17 protein-coding genes are annotated in these 18,803 nt (G+C 65.8%); 8 read left to right on the plus strand and 9 right to left on the minus strand.

Translation table 11 applies throughout. From position 1 onward, the window contains the following. The first annotated feature begins 58 nt into the window (after positions 1-58). The 5 genes from fba to CCX87_RS18220 all read left to right on the plus strand — a co-directional run bounded on the left by fba (position 59) and on the right by CCX87_RS18220 (position 7,031). Positions 59-1,123 carry a class II fructose-bisphosphate aldolase gene (fba, locus tag CCX87_RS18200; protein WP_087747960.1) on the plus strand — a complete coding sequence of 355 codons (1,065 nt, stop codon included), beginning with the start codon at positions 59-61 and terminating at the stop codon, positions 1,121-1,123. 330 nt (positions 1,124-1,453) lie between these two features. Continuing rightward, positions 1,454-3,055: a Re/Si-specific NAD(P)(+) transhydrogenase subunit alpha gene (locus tag CCX87_RS18205; protein WP_087747961.1), complete on the plus strand. Its 1,602-nt coding sequence runs from the start codon at positions 1,454-1,456 to the stop codon at positions 3,053-3,055. A 34-nt stretch (positions 3,056-3,089) separates the two neighbouring features. Continuing rightward, the gene (gene pntB / locus CCX87_RS18210) at positions 3,090-4,502 is read left to right on the plus strand and encodes a Re/Si-specific NAD(P)(+) transhydrogenase subunit beta (RefSeq protein WP_087747962.1); all 1,413 of its coding nucleotides are present in this window, start codon (positions 3,090-3,092) and stop codon (positions 4,500-4,502) included. 91 nt (positions 4,503-4,593) lie between these two features. Next, positions 4,594-6,273 carry a long-chain-fatty-acid--CoA ligase gene (locus tag CCX87_RS18215; RefSeq protein ID WP_087747963.1) on the plus strand — a complete coding sequence of 560 codons (1,680 nt, stop codon included), beginning with the start codon at positions 4,594-4,596 and terminating at the stop codon, positions 6,271-6,273. Positions 6,274-6,281: 8 nt separating this feature from the next. Further along, complete coding sequence (locus CCX87_RS18220; RefSeq protein WP_087747964.1) at positions 6,282-7,031, plus strand: 5'-methylthioadenosine/adenosylhomocysteine nucleosidase; 750 nt, start codon at positions 6,282-6,284, stop codon at positions 7,029-7,031. Positions 7,032-7,204: 173 nt separating this feature from the next. Here CCX87_RS18220 and corA read toward each other — a convergent pair whose 3' ends face one another. The 4 genes from corA to tsaB all read right to left on the minus strand — a co-directional run bounded on the left by corA (position 7,205) and on the right by tsaB (position 10,481). After that, positions 7,205-8,191 carry a magnesium/cobalt transporter CorA gene (corA, locus tag CCX87_RS18225; protein ID WP_087747965.1) on the minus strand — a complete coding sequence of 329 codons (987 nt, stop codon included), beginning with the start codon at positions 8,189-8,191 and terminating at the stop codon, positions 7,205-7,207. 210 nt (positions 8,192-8,401) lie between these two features. After that, positions 8,402-9,205 (minus strand): uracil-DNA glycosylase family protein, encoded by an 804-nt coding sequence (locus CCX87_RS18230; RefSeq protein ID WP_198314733.1) that lies wholly within the window; start codon positions 9,203-9,205, stop codon positions 8,402-8,404. A 55-nt stretch (positions 9,206-9,260) separates the two neighbouring features. Next, positions 9,261-9,740: a ribosomal protein S18-alanine N-acetyltransferase gene (gene rimI, locus CCX87_RS18235; RefSeq protein WP_087747966.1), complete on the minus strand. Its 480-nt coding sequence runs from the start codon at positions 9,738-9,740 to the stop codon at positions 9,261-9,263. Between the two features lie 15 nt (positions 9,741-9,755). Continuing rightward, a complete protein-coding gene (gene tsaB, locus CCX87_RS18240; RefSeq protein WP_087747967.1) occupies positions 9,756-10,481 on the minus strand; it encodes a tRNA (adenosine(37)-N6)-threonylcarbamoyltransferase complex dimerization subunit type 1 TsaB in 726 nt (241 codons plus the stop codon). A 102-nt stretch (positions 10,482-10,583) separates the two neighbouring features. Here tsaB and dacB point away from each other — a divergent pair, with 102 nt between their 5' ends. Further along, positions 10,584-12,038 carry a D-alanyl-D-alanine carboxypeptidase/D-alanyl-D-alanine endopeptidase gene (gene dacB / locus CCX87_RS18245; protein WP_442857476.1) on the plus strand — a complete coding sequence of 485 codons (1,455 nt, stop codon included), beginning with the start codon at positions 10,584-10,586 and terminating at the stop codon, positions 12,036-12,038. A 166-nt stretch (positions 12,039-12,204) separates the two neighbouring features. On the opposite strand, the gene CCX87_RS18250 is transcribed toward dacB, so the two are convergent. From CCX87_RS18250 to purE, 4 genes are all read right to left on the minus strand, one after another. Continuing rightward, a complete protein-coding gene (locus tag CCX87_RS18250) occupies positions 12,205-13,158 on the minus strand; it encodes an SGNH/GDSL hydrolase family protein (RefSeq protein ID WP_087747968.1) in 954 nt (317 codons plus the stop codon). Positions 13,159-13,220: 62 nt separating this feature from the next. Beyond that, positions 13,221-14,237, minus strand: a complete 1,017-nt coding sequence (locus tag CCX87_RS18255; protein WP_087747969.1) for an L-threonylcarbamoyladenylate synthase — start codon at positions 14,235-14,237, stop codon at positions 13,221-13,223. A 2-nt stretch (positions 14,238-14,239) separates the two neighbouring features. Beyond that, entirely contained in the window at positions 14,240-15,415 is a 1,176-nt protein-coding gene (locus CCX87_RS18260; protein WP_087747970.1) for a 5-(carboxyamino)imidazole ribonucleotide synthase, read from the minus strand. Then, complete coding sequence (gene purE / locus CCX87_RS18265) at positions 15,412-15,906, minus strand: 5-(carboxyamino)imidazole ribonucleotide mutase (RefSeq protein ID WP_086913670.1); 495 nt, start codon at positions 15,904-15,906, stop codon at positions 15,412-15,414. The genes CCX87_RS18260 and purE overlap by 4 nt, the downstream gene beginning before the upstream one ends. Positions 15,907-16,063: 157 nt before the next feature. Here purE and trxA point away from each other — a divergent pair, with 157 nt between their 5' ends. Beyond that, positions 16,064-16,972 (plus strand): thioredoxin, encoded by a 909-nt coding sequence (gene trxA / locus CCX87_RS18270; protein WP_087748483.1) that lies wholly within the window; start codon positions 16,064-16,066, stop codon positions 16,970-16,972. Positions 16,973-17,047: 75 nt separating this feature from the next. Here trxA and CCX87_RS18275 read toward each other — a convergent pair whose 3' ends face one another. Next, positions 17,048-17,968 (minus strand): phosphoribosylaminoimidazolesuccinocarboxamide synthase, encoded by a 921-nt coding sequence (locus tag CCX87_RS18275; RefSeq protein ID WP_087747971.1) that lies wholly within the window; start codon positions 17,966-17,968, stop codon positions 17,048-17,050. 439 nt (positions 17,969-18,407) lie between these two features. Between CCX87_RS18275 and hpf the strand changes: the two genes are divergently transcribed. Beyond that, complete coding sequence (gene hpf / locus CCX87_RS18280) at positions 18,408-18,740, plus strand: ribosome hibernation-promoting factor, HPF/YfiA family (RefSeq protein WP_087747972.1); 333 nt, start codon at positions 18,408-18,410, stop codon at positions 18,738-18,740. Positions 18,741-18,803: the final 63 nt, after the last annotated feature.

Below are 18,803 nucleotides of genomic sequence, written 5' to 3' on the forward strand. Positions count from 1 at the left end.
TTACCACCGCAGCGGCTGCCTGTCAGCTCCCCATCAACCCTGAACGGACTTCACGACCATGCCCCTCGTCTCGATGCGCGAACTGCTCGACCATGCTGCCACCAATGGCTATGGCATTCCTGCCTTCAACGTCAACAATCTGGAGCAGGTGCAGGCCGTGATGGCCGCTGCCGACGAGGTGGGCGCCCCGGTGATCCTCCAGGCCAGCGCCGGTGCGCGCAAATACGCGGGCGAGGCCTTCATCAAGCACCTGATCCAGGCGGCGGCCGAGATGTATCCCCATATTCCGCTGGTGATGCACCAGGACCACGGCACCTCGCCCAAGGTGTGCCAGGGCGCCATTGATCTGGGCTTCGGCTCGGTGATGATGGACGGCTCGCTGATGGAAGACGGCAAGACGCCGTCATCTTTCGACTACAACGTGGAAGTCACCCGCAAGGTGGTGGACATGGCGCACAAGGTGGGCGTCACCGTGGAAGGCGAACTGGGCTGCCTGGGCAACCTGGAAACTGGGGAAGCCGGTGAGGAAGACGGCATTGGCGCCGAGGGCAAGCTGGACCACAGCCAGATGCTGACCGACCCCGAAGAAGCCGCCACCTTCGTCAAGGCCACGCAACTCGACGCGCTGGCCATTGCGATTGGCACCAGCCATGGCGCCTACAAGTTCAGCCGCAAGCCCACGGGCGATATCCTGGCCATCAGCCGTGTCAAGGAAATCCACCTGCGCATTCCCAACACCCACCTCGTCATGCACGGCTCCTCGTCGGTGCCCGCCGAGCTGCTGGCCATCATCAACCAGTACGGCGGCAAGATGAAGGAAACCTACGGCGTGCCTGTCGAAGAGATCCAGGAAGCCATCAAGCATGGTGTGCGCAAGATCAACATCGACACCGACATCCGTTTGGCCATGACCGGCGCGGTGCGCAAGTTCCTGGCCGAGAACCCCGAAAAGTTCGATGCCCGCGAATGGCTCAAGCCCGCGCGGGAAGCCGCCAAGGCCATTTGTAAACAGCGCTACATCGAGTTTGGCTGTGAAGGCCAGGGCGCCAAGATCAAGGGCCACAGCTTGCAGGTCGTGGCTGCTCAATACGCCTCGGGGGCGCTGGCACAACGGGTGAATTGATCTGCGCTGCAGGGCCGCAGTCTGTGGCCCCGGAAGCAAGCCGGTGAACTGTGTGTCACCGGCTTTTTTTTGGCTTGTGGCGGGAAAGTACAGGTGCACCGTCATCGCATGGTGTGAATGCATAGGCATTCAATTTTCTTCATGTAAGCTCGCGGTCAGATTGCCCGGGTGGGCGCCGTGCGAAATGCCTGATACCAAGTCGCCTTCAAAAATTACCCGCTTGATCATTTCGCTGCTTCTGTTTTCTGCGCCCCTTTCCAGTCACTCGCGCACGCCAGCCCCTTGTCTGACGGCCTGGCATAACGGTTACGAAACTTGAGGAGAACTCTGATGCAGACAAGCCCCATCCCGCAGCCACAGCGCATTGGCGTGCCCAGGGAAACCTTCCCCGGCGAAAAGCGCGTGGCCACCGTGCCCGATGTGGTGGAGAAGCTGATCAAGCTGGGCTTCACCGTCACGGTGGAGTCCGGCGCCGGGGATGCCGCCAATTTCAGTGACGACGCCTTCCGCGCCGCGGGCGCCCAGATCGTCGGCGACGCCGCCGCACTATGGGCTGCATCAGACATCGTCTTCAAGGTGCGCCCGCCCAGCAGCGACGAAGTGGCGCTGATGCGCGAGGGCACGACGCTCATCGATTTCATCTGGCCCGCCCAGAACCCCGAGCTGATGCAGCAGCTGGCGGCCCGCAAGGCCACGGTACTGGCCATCGACTGCCTGCCGCGCACGCTGAGCCGTGCCCAGAAGATGGACGCGCTCACGTCCACCGCAGGCGTCAGCGGCTACCGTGCCGTCATTGAGGCGGCCAACGCCTTTGGTCGCTTCTTCAATGGCCAGATCACGGCAGCGGGCAAGGTACCGCCTGCCAAGGTGTTCATTGCAGGCGCTGGCGTGGCGGGCTTGGCCGCCATTGGTACCGCGGCCAATCTGGGCGCCATCGTGCGTGCCAACGACACGCGCGCCGAGGTGGCCGACCAGGTCAAGTCACTGGGCGGCGAGTTCGTCAAGGTGGACTACGAAGAAGAAGGCTCGGGTGGCGGCGGCTACGCCAAGGTCATGAGTGAAGGCTTCCAGACCGCGCAGCGCAAGATGTACGCAGAGCAGGCCAAGGATGCCGACATCATCATCACCACCGCGCTGATCCCCGGCAAACCTGCGCCCAAACTCATCACGGCCGAGATGGTGCAGAGCATGAAGCCCGGAAGCGTGATCGTGGACATGGCCGCCGAGCAGGGCGGCAACTGCGAGCTGACCGTGCCCGGCCAGGCCGTGGTGCGCCATAGTGTGACCATCGTCGGCTACACCGACCTGGCTTCGCGCCTGGCCAAGCAGTCGTCCACGCTGTACGCCACCAACCTGCTGCGCCTGACCGAAGAGCTGTGCAAGGCCAAGGACGGCGTGGCCATGGTCAACATGGAAGACGACGCGATCCGGGGTCTCACCGTGATCAAGGAGGGCGCTATCACCTGGCCCGCGCCGCCGCTCAAGCAGGCCCCTGCGCCCGCACCCAAGGCTGCGGCAGCCCCCGCGACCGTGAAGAAATCCAGCCACGGTCCGGGCGCCCCCATGTCCGCCAAGACATTGACCATTGTTTTTGCCGTGCTGGCCGTGGTGTTCTGGGCCATCGGTGCCTATGCGCCCGTGGCCTTCCTGGGGCACTTCACCGTGTTTGTGCTGGCCTGCTTCATCGGCTACATGGTGGTGTGGAACGTCACACCTGCGCTGCACACGCCGCTGATGAGCGTGACCAACGCCATCTCCAGCATCATCGCCATCGGCGCGTTGGTGCAGATTGCACCGCCCGATGCGGGTGTCAACGGGCGCCCGGACGGGCTCATCCTCTGGCTGGCCTTTGCCGCTCTGGTGCTCACGGCCATCAACATGTTCGGCGGCTTTGCGGTCACGCGCCGCATGCTGGCCATGTTCCGCAAGTAACTCCATCACAACAAGAACACAAGGAGCACAGAGCATGTCCCAAAGTCTCGCCACCGTTGCCTACCTGGGCGCGGCCATTTTGTTCATCCTGAGCCTGGGTGGGCTCTCCAACCCCGAAACCTCGCGCCGGGGCAACCTGTTCGGCATGATCGGCATGGCGCTGGCCGTGCTGGCCACGGTGTTCGGCCCGCGCGTCAGCCCCTCGGGAATAGCCTGGATCGTCGGCGCCCTGGCCATTGGCGGCGGCATCGGCCTGTATGCGGCCAAGGTCGTCAAGATGACCCAGATGCCCGAACTGGTCGCCCTCATGCACAGCCTGGTGGGCCTGGCGGCCTGCCTGGTGGGCTTTGCCAGCTATGTGGATACATCCATCCAGCTCGAAGGCGTGGAAAAAACCATCCATGAGGTGGAAATCTACGTCGGCATCCTGATTGGCGCCGTCACCTTCAGCGGCTCGCTGATTGCCTTCGGCAAGCTCAACGGCAAGATAGGCGGCAAGCCGCTGCTGCTGCCTGGCCGCCACTGGCTCAACCTGGCCGCGCTGATGATCGTGATCTGGTTTGGCCGCGAGTTCCTGCGCGCCGAGACCGTGGAGCAAGGCATGGTGCCGATGGTCGTGATGACGGTGATTGCCCTTCTGTTCGGCATCCACATGGTCATGGCCATTGGTGGTGCCGACATGCCGGTGGTGGTGTCCATGCTCAACAGCTATTCGGGCTGGGCGGCGGCGGCCACGGGCTTCATGCTGTCCAACGACCTGCTCATCGTCACGGGCGCGCTCGTGGGCTCCTCGGGCGCCATCCTGAGCTACATCATGTGCAACGCGATGAACCGCAACTTCCTCAGCGTGATCGCGGGCGGTTTTGGCTCGGGTGCTGGCACGCCCGCCAAGAAGGGTGATGCCGCCAAACCGCAGGGCGAGGCCGTGCCCGCCAGCTCCGCCGAGACGGCCGAGCTGCTGCGCGATGCCAAGAGCGTGATCATCGTGCCCGGCTACGGAATGGCCGTGGCCCAGGCGCAGCACACGGTGTACGAGATCACCAAAACCCTGCGCGAAAAAGGCATCAACGTGCGCTTTGCCATCCACCCAGTGGCAGGCCGCATGCCCGGCCACATGAACGTGCTGCTGGCCGAGGCCAAGGTGCCCTACGACATCGTGATGGAGATGGACGAGATCAACGAGGACTTTCCCGATGCCGACGTGGCCATGGTCATTGGCGCCAACGACATCGTGAACCCCAGCGCCCTCGAAGACCCGGCCAGCCCGATCGCCGGCATGCCGGTGCTGGAGGTGTGGAAGGCCAAGACCTCGATCGTCATGAAGCGCTCCATGGCCTCGGGCTACGCGGGCGTGGACAACCCGCTTTTCTACAAGGAAAACAACCGCATGCTGTTTGGCGACGCCAAGAAGATGCTCGACGAGGTGCTGCAGGCGCTCAAGAGCTGACAGGGCATAATCCCCGAAAAAATAGCACGACCGTGCAAAATCATTCGGCACGGTTTTCCATTCGCGACAAAAAAGAGCAGGAGACTTGGAAATGACCGACCGCATTTGGCTCAAGAGCTACCCGACGGGCGTTCCCGCCGATATCGACCCTGGGCAGTACCCGTCCCTGGTGGCACTGATGGAGGAGGCCTTTCACAAGTACGCCGACCGTGTGGCTTACAGCTTCATGGGCAAGGAAATCACCTTTGCCCAGACAGAGTCGTTGAGCAACGCTTTTGCTACCTACCTGCAGAGCCTGGGCCTGGTCAAGGGCGACCGCGTCGCCATCATGATGCCCAACGTGCCGCAATACCCCGTCGCGGTGGCGGCTGTTCTGCGTGCCGGCTTTGTCGTGGTCAATGTGAACCCGCTGTACACCCCGCGCGAGCTGGAGCACCAGTTGAAGGACTCGGGCGCCAAGGCCATCGTCATCATCGAGAACTTCGCCACCACACTGGAGCATTGCATTGCCCACACGCCCATCAAGCATGTGGTGCTGTGCGCCATGGGCGATCAACTGGGCTTGCTCAAGGGGACGCTGGTCAACTATGTGGTGCGCAATATCAAGAAGATGGTGCCCGCCTACAACCTGCCCGCCGCAGTGCGTTTCAATGACGCGGTGGCCCAGGGTTCTCGCGGCACGTTCAAAAAGCCCGACATCAAGCCCGATGACATCGCGCTGCTGCAATACACCGGCGGAACCACCGGCGTGAGCAAGGGCGCCATCCTGCTGCACCGCAACGTGATCGCCAATGTGCTGCAGTCCGAGGCCTGGAACGACCCGGTCATGCAGACGGTGCCTGCCGGCGAACAGCCCACCAGCATCTGTGCGCTGCCGCTGTACCACATCTTCGCGTTCACGGTGAACATGATGCTGTCCATGCGCACGGGCGGCAAGACCATCCTGATCCCCAACCCGCGCGACCTGCCGGCGGTGCTCAAGGAGCTGTCCAAGCACCGCTTCCACAGTTTCCCGGCCGTGAACACGCTGTTCAACGGCCTGGCCAACCACCCCGACTTCAACACCGTCAACTGGAAGAACCTCAAGGTCTCGGTAGGCGGCGGCATGGCCGTGCAAGGCGCCGTGGCCAAACTCTGGCTCGAAAAAACCGGTTGCCCCATCTGCGAGGGCTACGGCCTGTCGGAAACCAGCCCCTCGGCCAGCTGCAATCCCGTGACCGCCAAGGAATTCACCGGCACCATCGGTGTGCCCTTGCCCAGCACTTATATGAAGCTGATCGACGATGAGGGCCATGAGGTCACCACTATCGGCCAGCCCGGCGAGATCGTGATCAAGGGCCCGCAGGTGATGGCCGGCTACTGGCAACGGCCTGACGAAACCGCCAAGGCCATGACCGAAGACGGCTACTTCAAGTCCGGCGATATCGGCATCGTGGACGAGCGCGGATATTTCAAGATCGTGGACCGCAAGAAGGACATGGTGCTGGTCAGCGGTTTCAACGTCTACCCCAACGAAGTCGAGGAAGTGGTGGCCAACTGCCCCGGCGTTCTGGAATGCGCCGTGGTGGGAGTGCCCGACGAGAAATCGGGCGAGGCCATCAAGCTGGTGATTGTCAAGAAGTCGCCAGACCTCACCGAGGACGATGTGCGTGCATTCTGCCGCCACGAGCTCACGGGGTACAAGCAGCCCAAGGTGATCGAGTTCCGCACCGAGTTGCCCAAGACGCCCGTGGGGAAAATCCTGCGCCGCGAACTGCGCGACAAGAAATAACGGGGCCCATGACCACCGCCATCCTCAGCGCACTTGCCGAAGAGCAATCGGGCCTTGTCGCCACCTTGCAGCAGCCCCAGCGCAGGGTGCATGCGGGGCGTGTTTTCTGGACCGGGTCGCTGCACGGCCACAGCGTGGTGCTGGCGCTTTCGGGCATTGGCAAGGTGGCGGCCGCCACCACGGCCACGGCGCTCATCGAGCGGTTTGGCGCGGCCCGCATCGTGTTCACAGGCGTGGCCGGCGGGGTGGGCGATGGCGTGCGGGTGGGCGACGTGGTGGTGGCGCAAGACTATGTGCAGCACGACATGGACGCCTCGCCCCTGTTCCCGCGCTGGGAACTGCCGGGCTACGCGCGGGCGCGGCTGGCCTGCGATGGGGCTTTGTCTGCTCTTCTTTTGGAAGCTGCTTACGCTTGTACGGCAAGCGCTCACGGGCTATTTGATGCAAATTTTGTCCGAACAGCCCCGCAGGTGCACCACGGCCTGATGGCCAGCGGCGACCGCTTTGTCTCGGCCGCGCACGAGTCCGACCAGCTGCGCACCGCGCTGCGCGCAGCGGGCCACGATGTGCTGGCCGTGGAAATGGAAGGCGCCGCCGTGGCCCAGGTGTGCCTGGACTATGGCGTGCCGTTTGCGGCGGTGCGCACCATCTCCGACCGCGCCGACGATGCCGCGCATGCCGACTTCGCGCTGTTCGTGCAGACCGTGGCCAGCCGCTACGCCGACCACATGGTGCAGGCGTTTTTACAAAGACTATGAAATAAATAGCTGCTAGCACTTAATTGGTAAGTGCCAGAGGCAGATTGACCATCCGTTGAAACCGGCGCGCCCCAAGGCCAGTGCCACCGCGGATCCGGCTTTGCCGGGCCGCTAGAGGCGTCCCCCCTCGGGGGCTGAGAGGCCGCGGCTCCAAGCCTGCCTGCGCAGGGGGGCTACTTCAACCAGCCGCGCTTGCGGAAATACCACATGGGGCCCAGTGCGCTGGCCAGCATCAGCAGCAGCGCATAGGGGTAGCCCCACTCCTTGGCCAGTTCGGGCATGTACTGGAAGTTCATGCCGTACACACTGGCGATCAGCGTGGGCGGCAGCAGCGCCACGCTGGCCACCGAGAAGATCTTGATGATCTTGTTCTGGTTGATGTTGATGAAGCCGACCGTGGCATCCATCAAGAAGTTGATCTTGTCGAACAGGAAGGCCGTGTGGTTGTCCAGTGACTCGATGTCGCGCAGGATCTGGCGGGCCTCCTCGAACTGATCGGAATTGAGCATTTTGCTGCGCATCATGAAGCTGACGGCGCGGCGCGTGTCCATCACGTTGCGGCGGATGCGGCCGTTCAAGTCTTCCTGGCGGGCGATGGCGGCCAGCACTTCGCCGGCGCGGCTGTCGGTCACGTCGCCGGCCAGCACCTGCTTGCTCACCTTCTCCAGCTCGTCGTAGATGTTTTCCAGCGTGTCGGCGGAATACTCGGCGTCGGCGTCGAACAGCGCCAGCAGCACTTCCTTGGCGTCCTCGATCAGGCCCGGCGCGCGGCGTGCGCGCATACGCAGCAGGCGGAACACGGGCACGTCTTCGTCGTGGATCGAGAACAGAACGCCCTTGCTTTTCAGGTCGGGGTTGGTCAGGTTCAGGATGAAGGCCACGCGCACCGAGCGTGGCTGCTCGTTGTCGTCAATGAGAAAGTCGCTGCGGATGTGCAGGTCGCCGTTGTCTTCTTCGTAGAAGCGGGCGGATTCCTCGATGTCCTCGTCCATCGCGTCTTCGGGGATGGACAGGCCGTAGTGCTGCTTGATCCAGCGCTTTTCTTCGAGCGTGGGGTTTTCCAGATCAACCCAGATGGGCTGGAAGCGGGTGAGTTCTTCCAGGGATTCGATTTCTTCCTGGAACAGCCGGCCATTGGCGAGCGAAAAGATATTGAGCATGGCTCACTCCCTTGGTAGGTGGCATCTGCAGTGGGGCTTGGGGTGCTTTCATCCCCCACGGCAGGCCGGGGAGCTGAAAGCTACCAACTCGGGTAGGTTTCCACGGGGTTTCTCCGTCAAAGTTCAGGCTGCGGATTATGGCACTGCGTTAATGGCGCCCGTGTGACGCGGGCCGGCGGGAAAAGTGGGTTTCAAGAACGTGTTCACGATCTACGCGCGTGCGGCGGCAGCGTGCACCAGCGCTAGCGCACGGCACAGATCGGCCCAGGCGGCGGCCTTGTTGCCCTGCGCGCGCAACAAGAAGGCGGGGTCGTAGGTGACGATGGCCGGGCAGCCCGCCAGCTGGTGCAGCTCGGCGCGCAGGCGGCCCAGGGGTTCGGTGCGCGCCAGGGCCGCCCGGGCCGCCACATGGCCGAGCACCAGCACCATGGCGGGGCGCAGTGTGGTCACCATGTCGTTCAATGCGGGGGCGATCTCGATGGCTTCGGCGGTGCTGCCGGGCTGGGGGCGCTCCAGCGCTGCCAGATAAACGCGGGGGTGGCGGTGCAGCCGCATGGCCCGCAGCATGTTTTCGAGCAGGCGGCCGGCTTCGCCCGCCAGCGGCTCGGTGGGCGAGAGGCATTCGGCCACCACCAGCCAGCCCGCTCCCAGCTCAGCCGGTGTCTGTGCGGGATCGGCCGTGGGGTACAGCGCCTGCGCCGCATGCAGGATCAACGCGGGTGCCGCGCTGCCGCCCTGCGGCACTGGCGGCACGGCTGCAGGGGCGGCGCTGGCGGGGGCTGCACGTTCCCGCACGGGGCGAGGTGCCGGCTCGGTGCGGGTGTCTGCCGCAGCCACCGGCGCAGGGGGCGCGACGGTAGCAGTCCGCGCGTCGCGCACCGAAACGGAAACGGAAACGGAAACGGCCACGGGGTCCGCCGCTGGCGTCGGCGTCGGCGCTTCAGAGGGTGCCCAGACAGTGACCCCCATCTCTTGCAGCATGGCGCGCTGGCGCGCATCGAGGTGAAGGCTCATAGCGGTGGGCTCACAAGGGCAGGTGCAAAGAGGTTCATGGTGGGCAGTGGTGGACTCACAGCGGCAGGCTCATGACCACGGCGTCCTCGCGCTGGCCTGCGGGAGCCGGGTAGTAGCGCTTGCGCTCGCCCACGCGGCGAAAACCATGGGCCTGGTAAATATGCAGGGCGCGCTCGTTGCTCACACGCACTTCCAGCCACAGCCATTGGGCGCCACGCCCGCGCGACCACAGCGCCAGGGCGTCCAGCAACACCCGGGCCCAGCCCTGCTTCTGGTAGGCCGGGGCCACGGTGATATTGAGCAGATGCACCTCGTCCACTCCCATCATCGCCACAAAGTAACCCAGCAGCTGCTCGCCCGCCATCAGCAGCTGGGTCTGGTAGCCCGAGGCCATGGCGTCGGTGAAGTTGCCGCGCGTCCAGGGGTGGGAATAGGCGCTGTGTTCCACGTCGAGCACGTCGTCCAGCCGCGCCAGCGTGAGCGGCTCGAAGCGTGCCTCGGGGGCGTTGGCGGGGGGCGAGAAGACGGCGCTCATGGTGTCTGTGGGGGCTTAGGTGGCTTGTGCGGCCTGGGCGGCACGCATCGCAGCCCGCTCTGCAGCGGTGTATGCCACTTTATCGCGGATGTAGCGGGGCAGAGCTTCGCTGGCCGGCACCGCGCCGCCGGCCGCGAGCAAAGCGGGCGCCAGGCGCAGCAGGGCCGTGGCGGTGGGCAGCGCGCTGGCGTGCAGGGCGCCGGGGGCCAGGCGCTCGGCGTAGGCGGCGCGGGCGTTGCCCGCCAGTGTCCAGCCCGCGGGCACCTGCACTGCCTCGGGGGCGCACAGGCCAAAGTCGCCATCGGTGCGCCAGTGGCCGGCAGCGCCGTGCTGGGCTGGCAGCCATTCGCAGTGCGCCACATACACCTCGTCCATGCGAGCGTCCAGCGCGGCCACCACCTGGGTGCAGCCATGCTGGTGGCGGGCTTCCTCGGCCACGGCAAGCAAGGTGTCCACTGGCAGCACCGGCACGCCCGCGCCGCCGCGTGCACCAAAGGCCAGCCCCTGGGCCACCGCGCAGGCCGTGCGCAGGCCGGTGAACGACCCCGGCCCACGGCCAAACACAATGGTGTCCAGCGTGGCAAAAGACAGCCCCGCCTGCGCCAGCAGCGCGCTGATGGCGGGAATCAGCGTGGCCGAGGCCTGCGCGCCACCCGGCCCGGTGTGTTGCCACACGGCATCTGCGGCCTGCACGGCGATGGAGAGAGTGTCAGTGCTGGTATCAAAAGCAAGCAGGTTCATGGGGCCGGGTAGGTCTGGGTGCGGGTTGCAATTATCAGGGGCACGCCGGTGCGTTGCCGGATGCGCCGATCTGCGCCATTCGCCCGGCGATAGACTTGGCCGATGATGTGTGTCTCTGTCGGCTGCCGCGCAGCAGCCTTGCGCTGGTGGTTTTTCTGTGGGTTGGTGGGCCTGCTCACCGTGGCGGGGGCTGCCCGGGCGCAGGCGACAGGGCCGCTGCCCGCCGAGGTGGAGGCGGCGCTGGTGCGCGCCCGCCTGCCCCGGGATGCTTTGTCGGTGCTGGTGGTGGATGCCCAGGGCGGTCGCCAGGCTGCGCGGCTGGCGCACCAGGCGCAGGTGGCCATGAACCCCGCCTCGGTCATGAAGCTCGTGACCACCTATGCGGCGCTCGACCTGCTCGGCCCCGCCTACACCTGGAACACGCCCGTGTATGTGGATGGCCAGGTGCAAGGCGGCAGCCTGAAGGGCAACGTCTATATCCAGGGGCAGGGCGATCCCAAGCTGGTGATGGAGCGCCTGTGGCTGCTGCTGCGCCGCCTGCAGGGCCAGGGCATCCACACCATCGTGGGTGACATCGTGCTGGACCGCAGCGCCTTTGACGTGCCCGAGCATGATGCCGCCCGCTTCGACGGCGAGCCGCTGCGCCCCTACAACGCGGCGCCCGATGCCTTGCTGCTGAACTACAACGCCGTGGTCATGACCTTTGTGCCCGATGCCGCCGCCGGGCTGGCGCGCATCCAGTACGACCCGCCGCTCGCCGGCGTGCAGCGCCAGGCCACGGTGCCGCTGGCGGCGCCAAGCGCTGAATGTGGCGATTGGCGCGCCGCCGTGCGGGCCGAGCTGTCGGACCCGGCGCGCGCCGCGTTCCAGGGCGTCTATCCGGCCCGCTGTGGCGAGCGCGTGTGGGCGGCGGCGTTTCCTGATCCCAAGGGGTTTGCGGCCCGCGCGGTGGAGGGCTTGTGGCGCGAGCTGGGCGGCAAGCTCACGGGCACCGTGCGCGATGGCGCGGTGCCTGCGCGGCTCCAGCCGGCCTTCAGCGCCACATCGCCCGCGCTGGCCGAGGTTGTGCGCGATGTGAACAAATACAGCAACAACGTGATGGCGCAGCAGCTGTTTCTCACACTGGCGTTGCGCCAGAACGGCGTGGCCACGTTCGACGGCGCCCGTGCAGCCTTGCGCCAGTGGTGGCAGGCCCGCCTGGGCGATGCCGAGCCGCCTGCCCCTGATAACGGCGCCGGCCTGAGCCGCGAGGCACGCATCAGCGCACAGGCCCTGGCGCGCATGCTGCAGCGGGCCTGGCAGTCGCCGGTGATGCCCGAGCTGGTGGCCTCGCTGCCGATTGCCGGCGTGGACGGCACGCTGCGCCGCAGCCAAAGCCGCGCGGGCGCCGCCCACCTCAAGACCGGCAGCCTGCGCGACGTGATGGCGGTTGCGGGCTATGTGCACGCCGCCAGCGGCCGCCGCTATGTGCTGGTGGCCATCGTCAACCACCCGCAGGCAGGCGCCGCGCGGCCGGTGCTCGATGCGCTGGTGGACTGGACCGCGCGCGATCAGTAGCCCCGGATGCGCAACACACCATGGCGCGGCGCAGCGTCAGCGGCATCTCACGGATGCATGTACAGCACCTTCACGCAGGGCGTGGCGCTGGAATAGGCAGCGCACGCTGCATGCATGAAAAAAGCCGACCCCAAGAGGTCGGCTTGTGGCTGGTGCCCCGGGCGGCTTACCAGCGGGCCCGCAGGCGGTCGTACGCGTAGTCGCCCAGCTGGCGGTGGGCCGAGGGCGTCAGATAGACCGCGTCGGCAAACACATATTTGTTCTGGTTGGCACTGGGGAGCAAGGTGGCAGCAATGCACAAGGCCGAGTTGACCTGGCCGGTGCCGATGCCAATGCCGTTGCCCGCATCCACCGAGGTGCACACCGCCGCGGTGGCGTTGTCAAACCCGTAGGAGCCGGGGGAGTTGGTGAACAGGTTCACGTAGTAGGCAGCATCGATAGAGAGCACATTCGCGCCCAGATCGACGATGCCTACCGACAGGCCGGTGTTGAAACTGGTGCTGGCATTCTGGAGCAAGGACGCCTCGTTGATGGCGGCGGCCCAGACTGACTTGCTCATGTCGTAGGGGCCGATCACCACCACTTGCTTGGCTCCCGCCGTGACAAGGCGGCGCACCTGCGTTGCCAGTTCCTGGCCGGCCTTGCGGGCCTCGACCAGCATGTCCGCGGAAGAGAGCGTGCCGGCGCGCACGGCCGCCACGCCCGCAATCACGTCGCTGGTCCCGGCGTTGACGAACACCACATCGTTGGCAGTGAAGCTGCCGCCCGCCAGAAAACGGTCGATCTGCTCGGTGACGGTGAGGGTGGAGGTATCGCCAGCCACATCGGGCTTGGCCGTGACGCGCGCATTGCCCGTGGCATAGCTCAGGCCGCCCGAGGCCACCGGCGTGATCGTCTTGCCGTAGCGCGACGCCAGTTGCTGCGTCCAGTTATTGATGGAGCCATCGTTGACGGTGTAGCGCGAGCCATTTTGTCCCACATCGCTGAAGGCATCGCCAAAGGCAATGAAGCGGTCGGGCGTGAGTGCCGACTCGATGGTGCTCGAACCACAGGCCGCGAGCAACGCTGCCGACGCACATGCGGCGACCATCACGGTGCGGCGCATCCAATTTGTTGCCATGTATTTCTCCAGAAAAGTGGGGGTTAGTTTAGCGGCGCAAAACCCAGGCCTGTAAAGCAGGTTCAGGCTGCAGCAGCGCGTTGCAGCCGGTCGCGCACGCCTTCCCATGCGGGGGTGGCGGGCGGGGTCTCGATCCAGATCAGTTTCACGGCCTGGTCGTCAAAGCTGCGCAGCACGGCAAAAAGCTGTTGCGCGGTGGCGGTGGCGTCGTCGGGCATGCGGCGCATGACCAGCCGGGACGAGCGCGTGCGCAGTGCGCTGCGGGCATAGACGGCGATGTGGGCGGCGTCGGCGCCCAGCAGGTCCAGCGCGGTTTGCAGGGCCTTGGCGTCCATCAGGCGCACCTTGGCGGTGGGGGCATAGTGGGCCTCCAGCGTGCCTGAAGCACGCGGGGTAAGCGCAGGAAGCTCTTCTTTCGATAGCGGGGCAATGCCGCAGGCCACCGCAATCTGCGAGCGCGTGATGGCACCCGGGCGCAGCAGCACGGGCACGCCGCGCGTGCAGTCCACGATGGTGCTTTCAATGCCCACGGCGCAGGGCCCGCCGTCGAGCACCAGCAGCTCGGCCCCCAGCTCGTCTTGCACATGCCGGGCGGTGGTGGGGCTCACGCGGCCAAAGCGGTTGGCGCTGGGCGCGGCCACGCCCCACACGGGCGGGCCGCCCTGGGTGGCCGCATCGCCGGGTGCGGCGCAGGCCACCAGCAGCGCGTGCGCCACGGGGTGCGCGGGGCAGCGCAGGCCCACGCTGTCCTGGCCGCCGGTGGCGGCGGTGGCCACGCCGGGCCGGCGCGGCAGGATCAGGGTGAGCGGGCCAGGCCAGAAGGCATCGACCAGCTTTTGCGCAAAGCCGGGCACGTCACTGGCGAAGTGCGCAATGCCCGAGGCATCGGCCACATGCACGATCAGCGGATGGTCGCTGGGCCGGCCCTTGGCGGCAAAGATCTGCGCCACGGCCGCATCGCTGCTGGCGTCGGCCGCCAGACCATAGACGGTTTCGGTGGGCAGGCCCAGCAGCGCGCCGCTGCGCACGGCCCGCGCGGCGGCGGCGATGGATTCGGGCCGGGTGCCGTCCAGGATCATGGTCAGAACGCTGCGATGCCCAGCAAGGCCGCCGCCTGCAGGGCCGTGGCGCGGGCGGCTTCCGGCGTGGGGCCGGTGACATTGAGGTGCCCCATCTTGCGGCCGCGCTTGGCCTCGCGCTTGCCGTACAGGTGCAGGTGCGTGCCCAGCAGGGCCAGCACGGCGGCCCAGGGGGGCGTCTGCGCCGCATCGCCGTGGGCAAACCACAGGTCGCCCAGCAGGTTGAGCATGACGGCGGGGCTGTGCTGGCGCGGCTGCGTCAGCGGCAGGCGGGCCATGGTGCGCACCTGCAGCTCAAACTGCGACACGTCGCAGGCGTTCTGGCTGCAGTGGCCGCTGTTGTGCGGGCGCGGGGCGATTTCGTTGACCACCAGGCTGCCGTCCTGCAGCACGAAGAACTCCACGCAGAGCACGCCCACATACTGCAGGCCTTCTGCTACCGATTTCGCAGCTGCTACCGCTTGTACAGCAAGCGCTAGAGGCAGATTTCCTTCATAAACCTCGGTCACGGCCAGAATGCCGTCACGGTGCAGGTTGCGCTGCACGGGCAGGTGCACCATGGCGCCATCGGCACCGCGCGCCACAATCACCGAGCATTCCAGCGCCAGCGGCAGCATCTTCTCCAGCACGCAGGGCACCTGGCCGACCGAAGCCCAGGCGGCGGCCAGCTCGGCGGCGGTTTTGACGCGCACCTGGCCCTTGCCGTCGTAGCCCATGCGGGCGGTTTTCAGAATGCCGGGCAGTAGATCCGGGGAGGTAGCCGCCAATTGCTCCGCCGTTTCGATCACCGCATAAGGCGCGCAGGGCACGCCACAGGCCACAAAGTGGGCCTTTTCGCGGGCCCGGTCTTGCGCCACGGCCACAGCACTGGCGGCGGGCGACACCGGGCGCTGGGCTGCAAGCGTGGCCAGCGCGGCGGCGGGCACGTTCTCGAATTCGGTGGTCACCGCATCCGACAGGCGGGCCAGCTCGGCCAGGCCCTGCGGGTCGTCGTAACCCGTCTGGATATGGTGGTGGCTCACCAGCCCGGCCGGGCTGGTGGGGTCGGCGTCGAGCACGGCGGTGAAGTAGCCCATGGCCTGCGCCTGGTGCACCAACATGCGGCCCAGCTGGCCGCCGCCCAGAACACCCAGCGTGGCGCCAGGCAGCAGCGGTGCCAAAGTGTTGTCGGCGCTCATGCGGCGGGCGGCAGGGTCATGTTGCGGGCCACTTCCGTCTGCTCGGCGCGGAAGGCTTCCAGGCGCTGGCGCAGCTCGGGGCTTTCGTTGGCCAGCAGGGCCACGGCAAACAAGGCCGCGTTGGCGGCGCCCGCGGTGCCGATGGCAAAGGTGGCCACGGGAATGCCCTTGGGCATTTGCACAATGCTGTGCAGCGAATCCACGCCCTGCAGGTGGCGGCTGGCCACCGGCACGCCCAGCACGGGCACAGGCGTCTTGGCGGCGATCATGCCGGGCAGGTGGGCGGCGCCGCCGGCCCCGGCGATGATGGCTTTCAGGCCCCGGCCGGCGGCGGCCTCGGCATAGGCAAACATGTCGTCGGGCATGCGGTGGGCCGACACCACCCGGGCCTCGTGGGCGATGCCGAACTGTTCAAGAATCTGCACTGCATGCTGCATGGTGTCCCAGTCGCTGCTGGAACCCATGACCACGCCGATCTGGATGGGTTTCATGGTGTTGGAGGTGCTGGGTGGCGGGCTGCGCCCGCTGCACCGCGGTAGGTGGAACCCGCGATTTTACTTTTTGCGCTTCCCTTCCTGGCGTGGGGCCGTTTCGATGGGCCAAAATAGCGCGCAAACCGCTTCACAGGCCCCTGGGGCCCACACCATCATGATTGACGTCACCGTAGAGAACTTTGAAGCCGAGGTGGTTGCCGCCTCGATGAACGTGCCCGTGCTGGTGGACTTCTGGGCCCCCTGGTGCGGCCCCTGCAAGTCGCTGGGCCCCATCCTTGAAAAGTTGGAGACCGAATACGCGGGCCGCTTCAAGCTGGTCAAGATCGATTCGGACCAGGAGCAGCAGATCGCCGGCATGTTCGGCATCCGCAGCATCCCCACCTGCGTGCTGCTGATGAACGGCCAGCCCGTGGACGGCTTCACGGGCGCCTTGCCCGAGGGCCAGGTGCGCGCGTTCCTCGACAAGCATGTGCCCACCGCCGAAGCCGTCGCGGCAGAAGCCCAGGAAGAAGAGGCGCTGGACGCATTGGCCGAAGGCGATACGGATACCGCGCTGGAAAAGTTGCAGCACGCCGTGGTGACCGACCCCTCCAACGACGATGCGCGCTTCGATTACGTCAAGCTGCTGCTGCAACTGGGCCGCGAGGACGACGCCAAGGTGGCCTTTGCCCCCGTGATCGCCAAGGCCGCCACCGCGCGCAAGCTCGGGGCACTGAAAAGCTGGATGGATGCTCTTGATTTTGTAGCTACAGACGCTTATGGAGAAAGCGCTGGAGCCGAATTCGATGCCAAGATTGCCGCCAACAAGCGCGACTTTGACACGCGCTTTGCCCGCGCCCGCTGGCTCATGGCGCAGCAGCGCTGGACCGAGGCCATGGACGAGCTCTTGGAAATCCTCATGCGCGACAAAGCCTGGAGCGAAGAGGCGGCCCGCAAGACCTATGTGGCCATCCTGGAAATCATCGAGCCGCCCAAGGTGAAGGTGGCCGAAGGCCAGATTCCGCCCGAAGACCCGGTGGTGGCCACGTACCGGCGGCGGCTTTCCAGTGTCGTGCTCAGCTGAGCGGGGTTGGGTCCGGAAACACAAAAGGCCCTGCACGGGCCTTTTGTTTTGGGGGCGCGATCTCGCGCGGGCGCTTCAGCCCGTCAGCCGCTCCAGCGCCTCGCGGTACTTGGCGGCGGTCTTTTCGATCACGGCCTGCGGCAGGCGGGGCGAAGGCGGCGTCTTGTCCCAGGGCTTGCCGTTGACCTGGGCCTGCTCCAGCCAGTCGCGCACGAACTGCTTGTCGTAGCTAGGCGGGTTTTCGCCCTTGGCCAGGGCCTCAGCATAGCCTTCCACGGGCCAGTAGCGGGAGCTGTCGGGGGTGAGCACTTCGTCCATCAGCACCAGCGTGCCATCAGGGGCCAGACCGAACTCGAACTTGGTGTCGGCAATGATCATGCCTTTTGTCAGGGCAATCTCGGCGGCCGCCTGGTAGATGGCGATGCTCAGGTCGCGGATCTTCGTGGCCAGCTCCAGGCCGATCATTTCCACCGTGCGCTCAAAGGTGATGTTCTCATCGTGCTCGCCGGCGGCGGCTTTGGCAGCGGGCGTGTAGATGGGCTCGGGCAGCTTGGCGGCGTTGGTCAGGCCGGCGGGCAGCGGCACGCCGCAGACCGACTGCGACGCTTGGTATTCCTTCCAGCCGCTGCCGGCCAGGTAGCCGCGCACCACGGCTTCGACCGCAATGGGCTGCAGGCGCTGCACCAGCATCGATCGGCCACGGACCTGCGCCGCCTCGGCGGGGCTCACCACGCTTTCGGGGTCGTCGCCCGTCAGGTGGTTGGGGCAGATGTGGCCGAGCTTGTCGAACCAGAACAGCGCCATTTTGGTGAGCAGCTCGCCCTTGCCGGGAATGGGCTCGCCCATGATGACGTCAAACGCCGACAGGCGGTCGCTGGCCACCATCAGGATGCGGTCGGTGCCCACGGCGTAGTTGTCGCGCACCTTGCCGCGTGCCAGCAGGGGCAGCGAGGTCAGGGCAGAGGTATGCAGGGCAGAAGTGCTGGACTGGGTCATGGTGATGGTGCGTGCTTGCGGAGCGTGGAGACGGATCTGCGCCAGAAAAATGGCAAGTAGTGTGAGCGGGCAGAGGCTGCTTCGAACCGGGCGATTTTACGCGGCGATGGACCGTGGAGGTGCCTTCGGCGGCGGGTGGCAGTTGCGCCATGCCCTGGCATGGCACGTGGCGCCTTGCAATGCAGGCGCCAGGCTGGTTGACGTGCCGTGCAGGGGAAAGGGTGCATGAGGGGGTTGCCCAAAGCCTGCCCATTGTGCGCGCTTTTCGCGGTGGCAGCACCTTCGGCTGCATAACCCATCCGCCAGGCGCGGTATGGGATTGCTTTTGGCCTGGGGCGGGCGCATAGTGATTTCGCGTCAACGGACGTAGTCGAGTTAGCCGGGCCGCTCTTTGGATCAGGGCGGCATTTTTGTCACAGAGTGCCACAGGAGACTTTTTATGAACCTGACGATCAGCGGTCACCATCTCGAAGTTACCCCAGCCTTGCGCAACTACGTCACCACCAAGCTGGACCGGATCACGCGCCATTTCGACCAGGTTGTCGACGTCAAGGTACTGCTGACAGTAGAGAAACAGAAAGAAAAGGAGAAGCGGCAGCGAGCGGAATGCAATATTCACGTCAAGGGAAGCGATCTGTTTGCAGAAAGCTCCCACTTCGATCTGTACGCAGCCGTGGATGAACTCGTGGACAAGATGGATCGTCAGGTCGTGCGCCACAAAGACCGTATCCAGGAGCACCACGACGCATCCAAACGCGAAATGCTCGCGTAAGCCATGCAGGTGTGCCACCTGCCGGCCGCAGCCGCCCCCCGGGGCGGTTTTTTTGTGCGCTGC

The organism is Acidovorax sp. T1 (assembly GCF_002176815.1).
GTDB lineage: Bacteria > Pseudomonadota > Gammaproteobacteria > Burkholderiales > Burkholderiaceae_C > Acidovorax.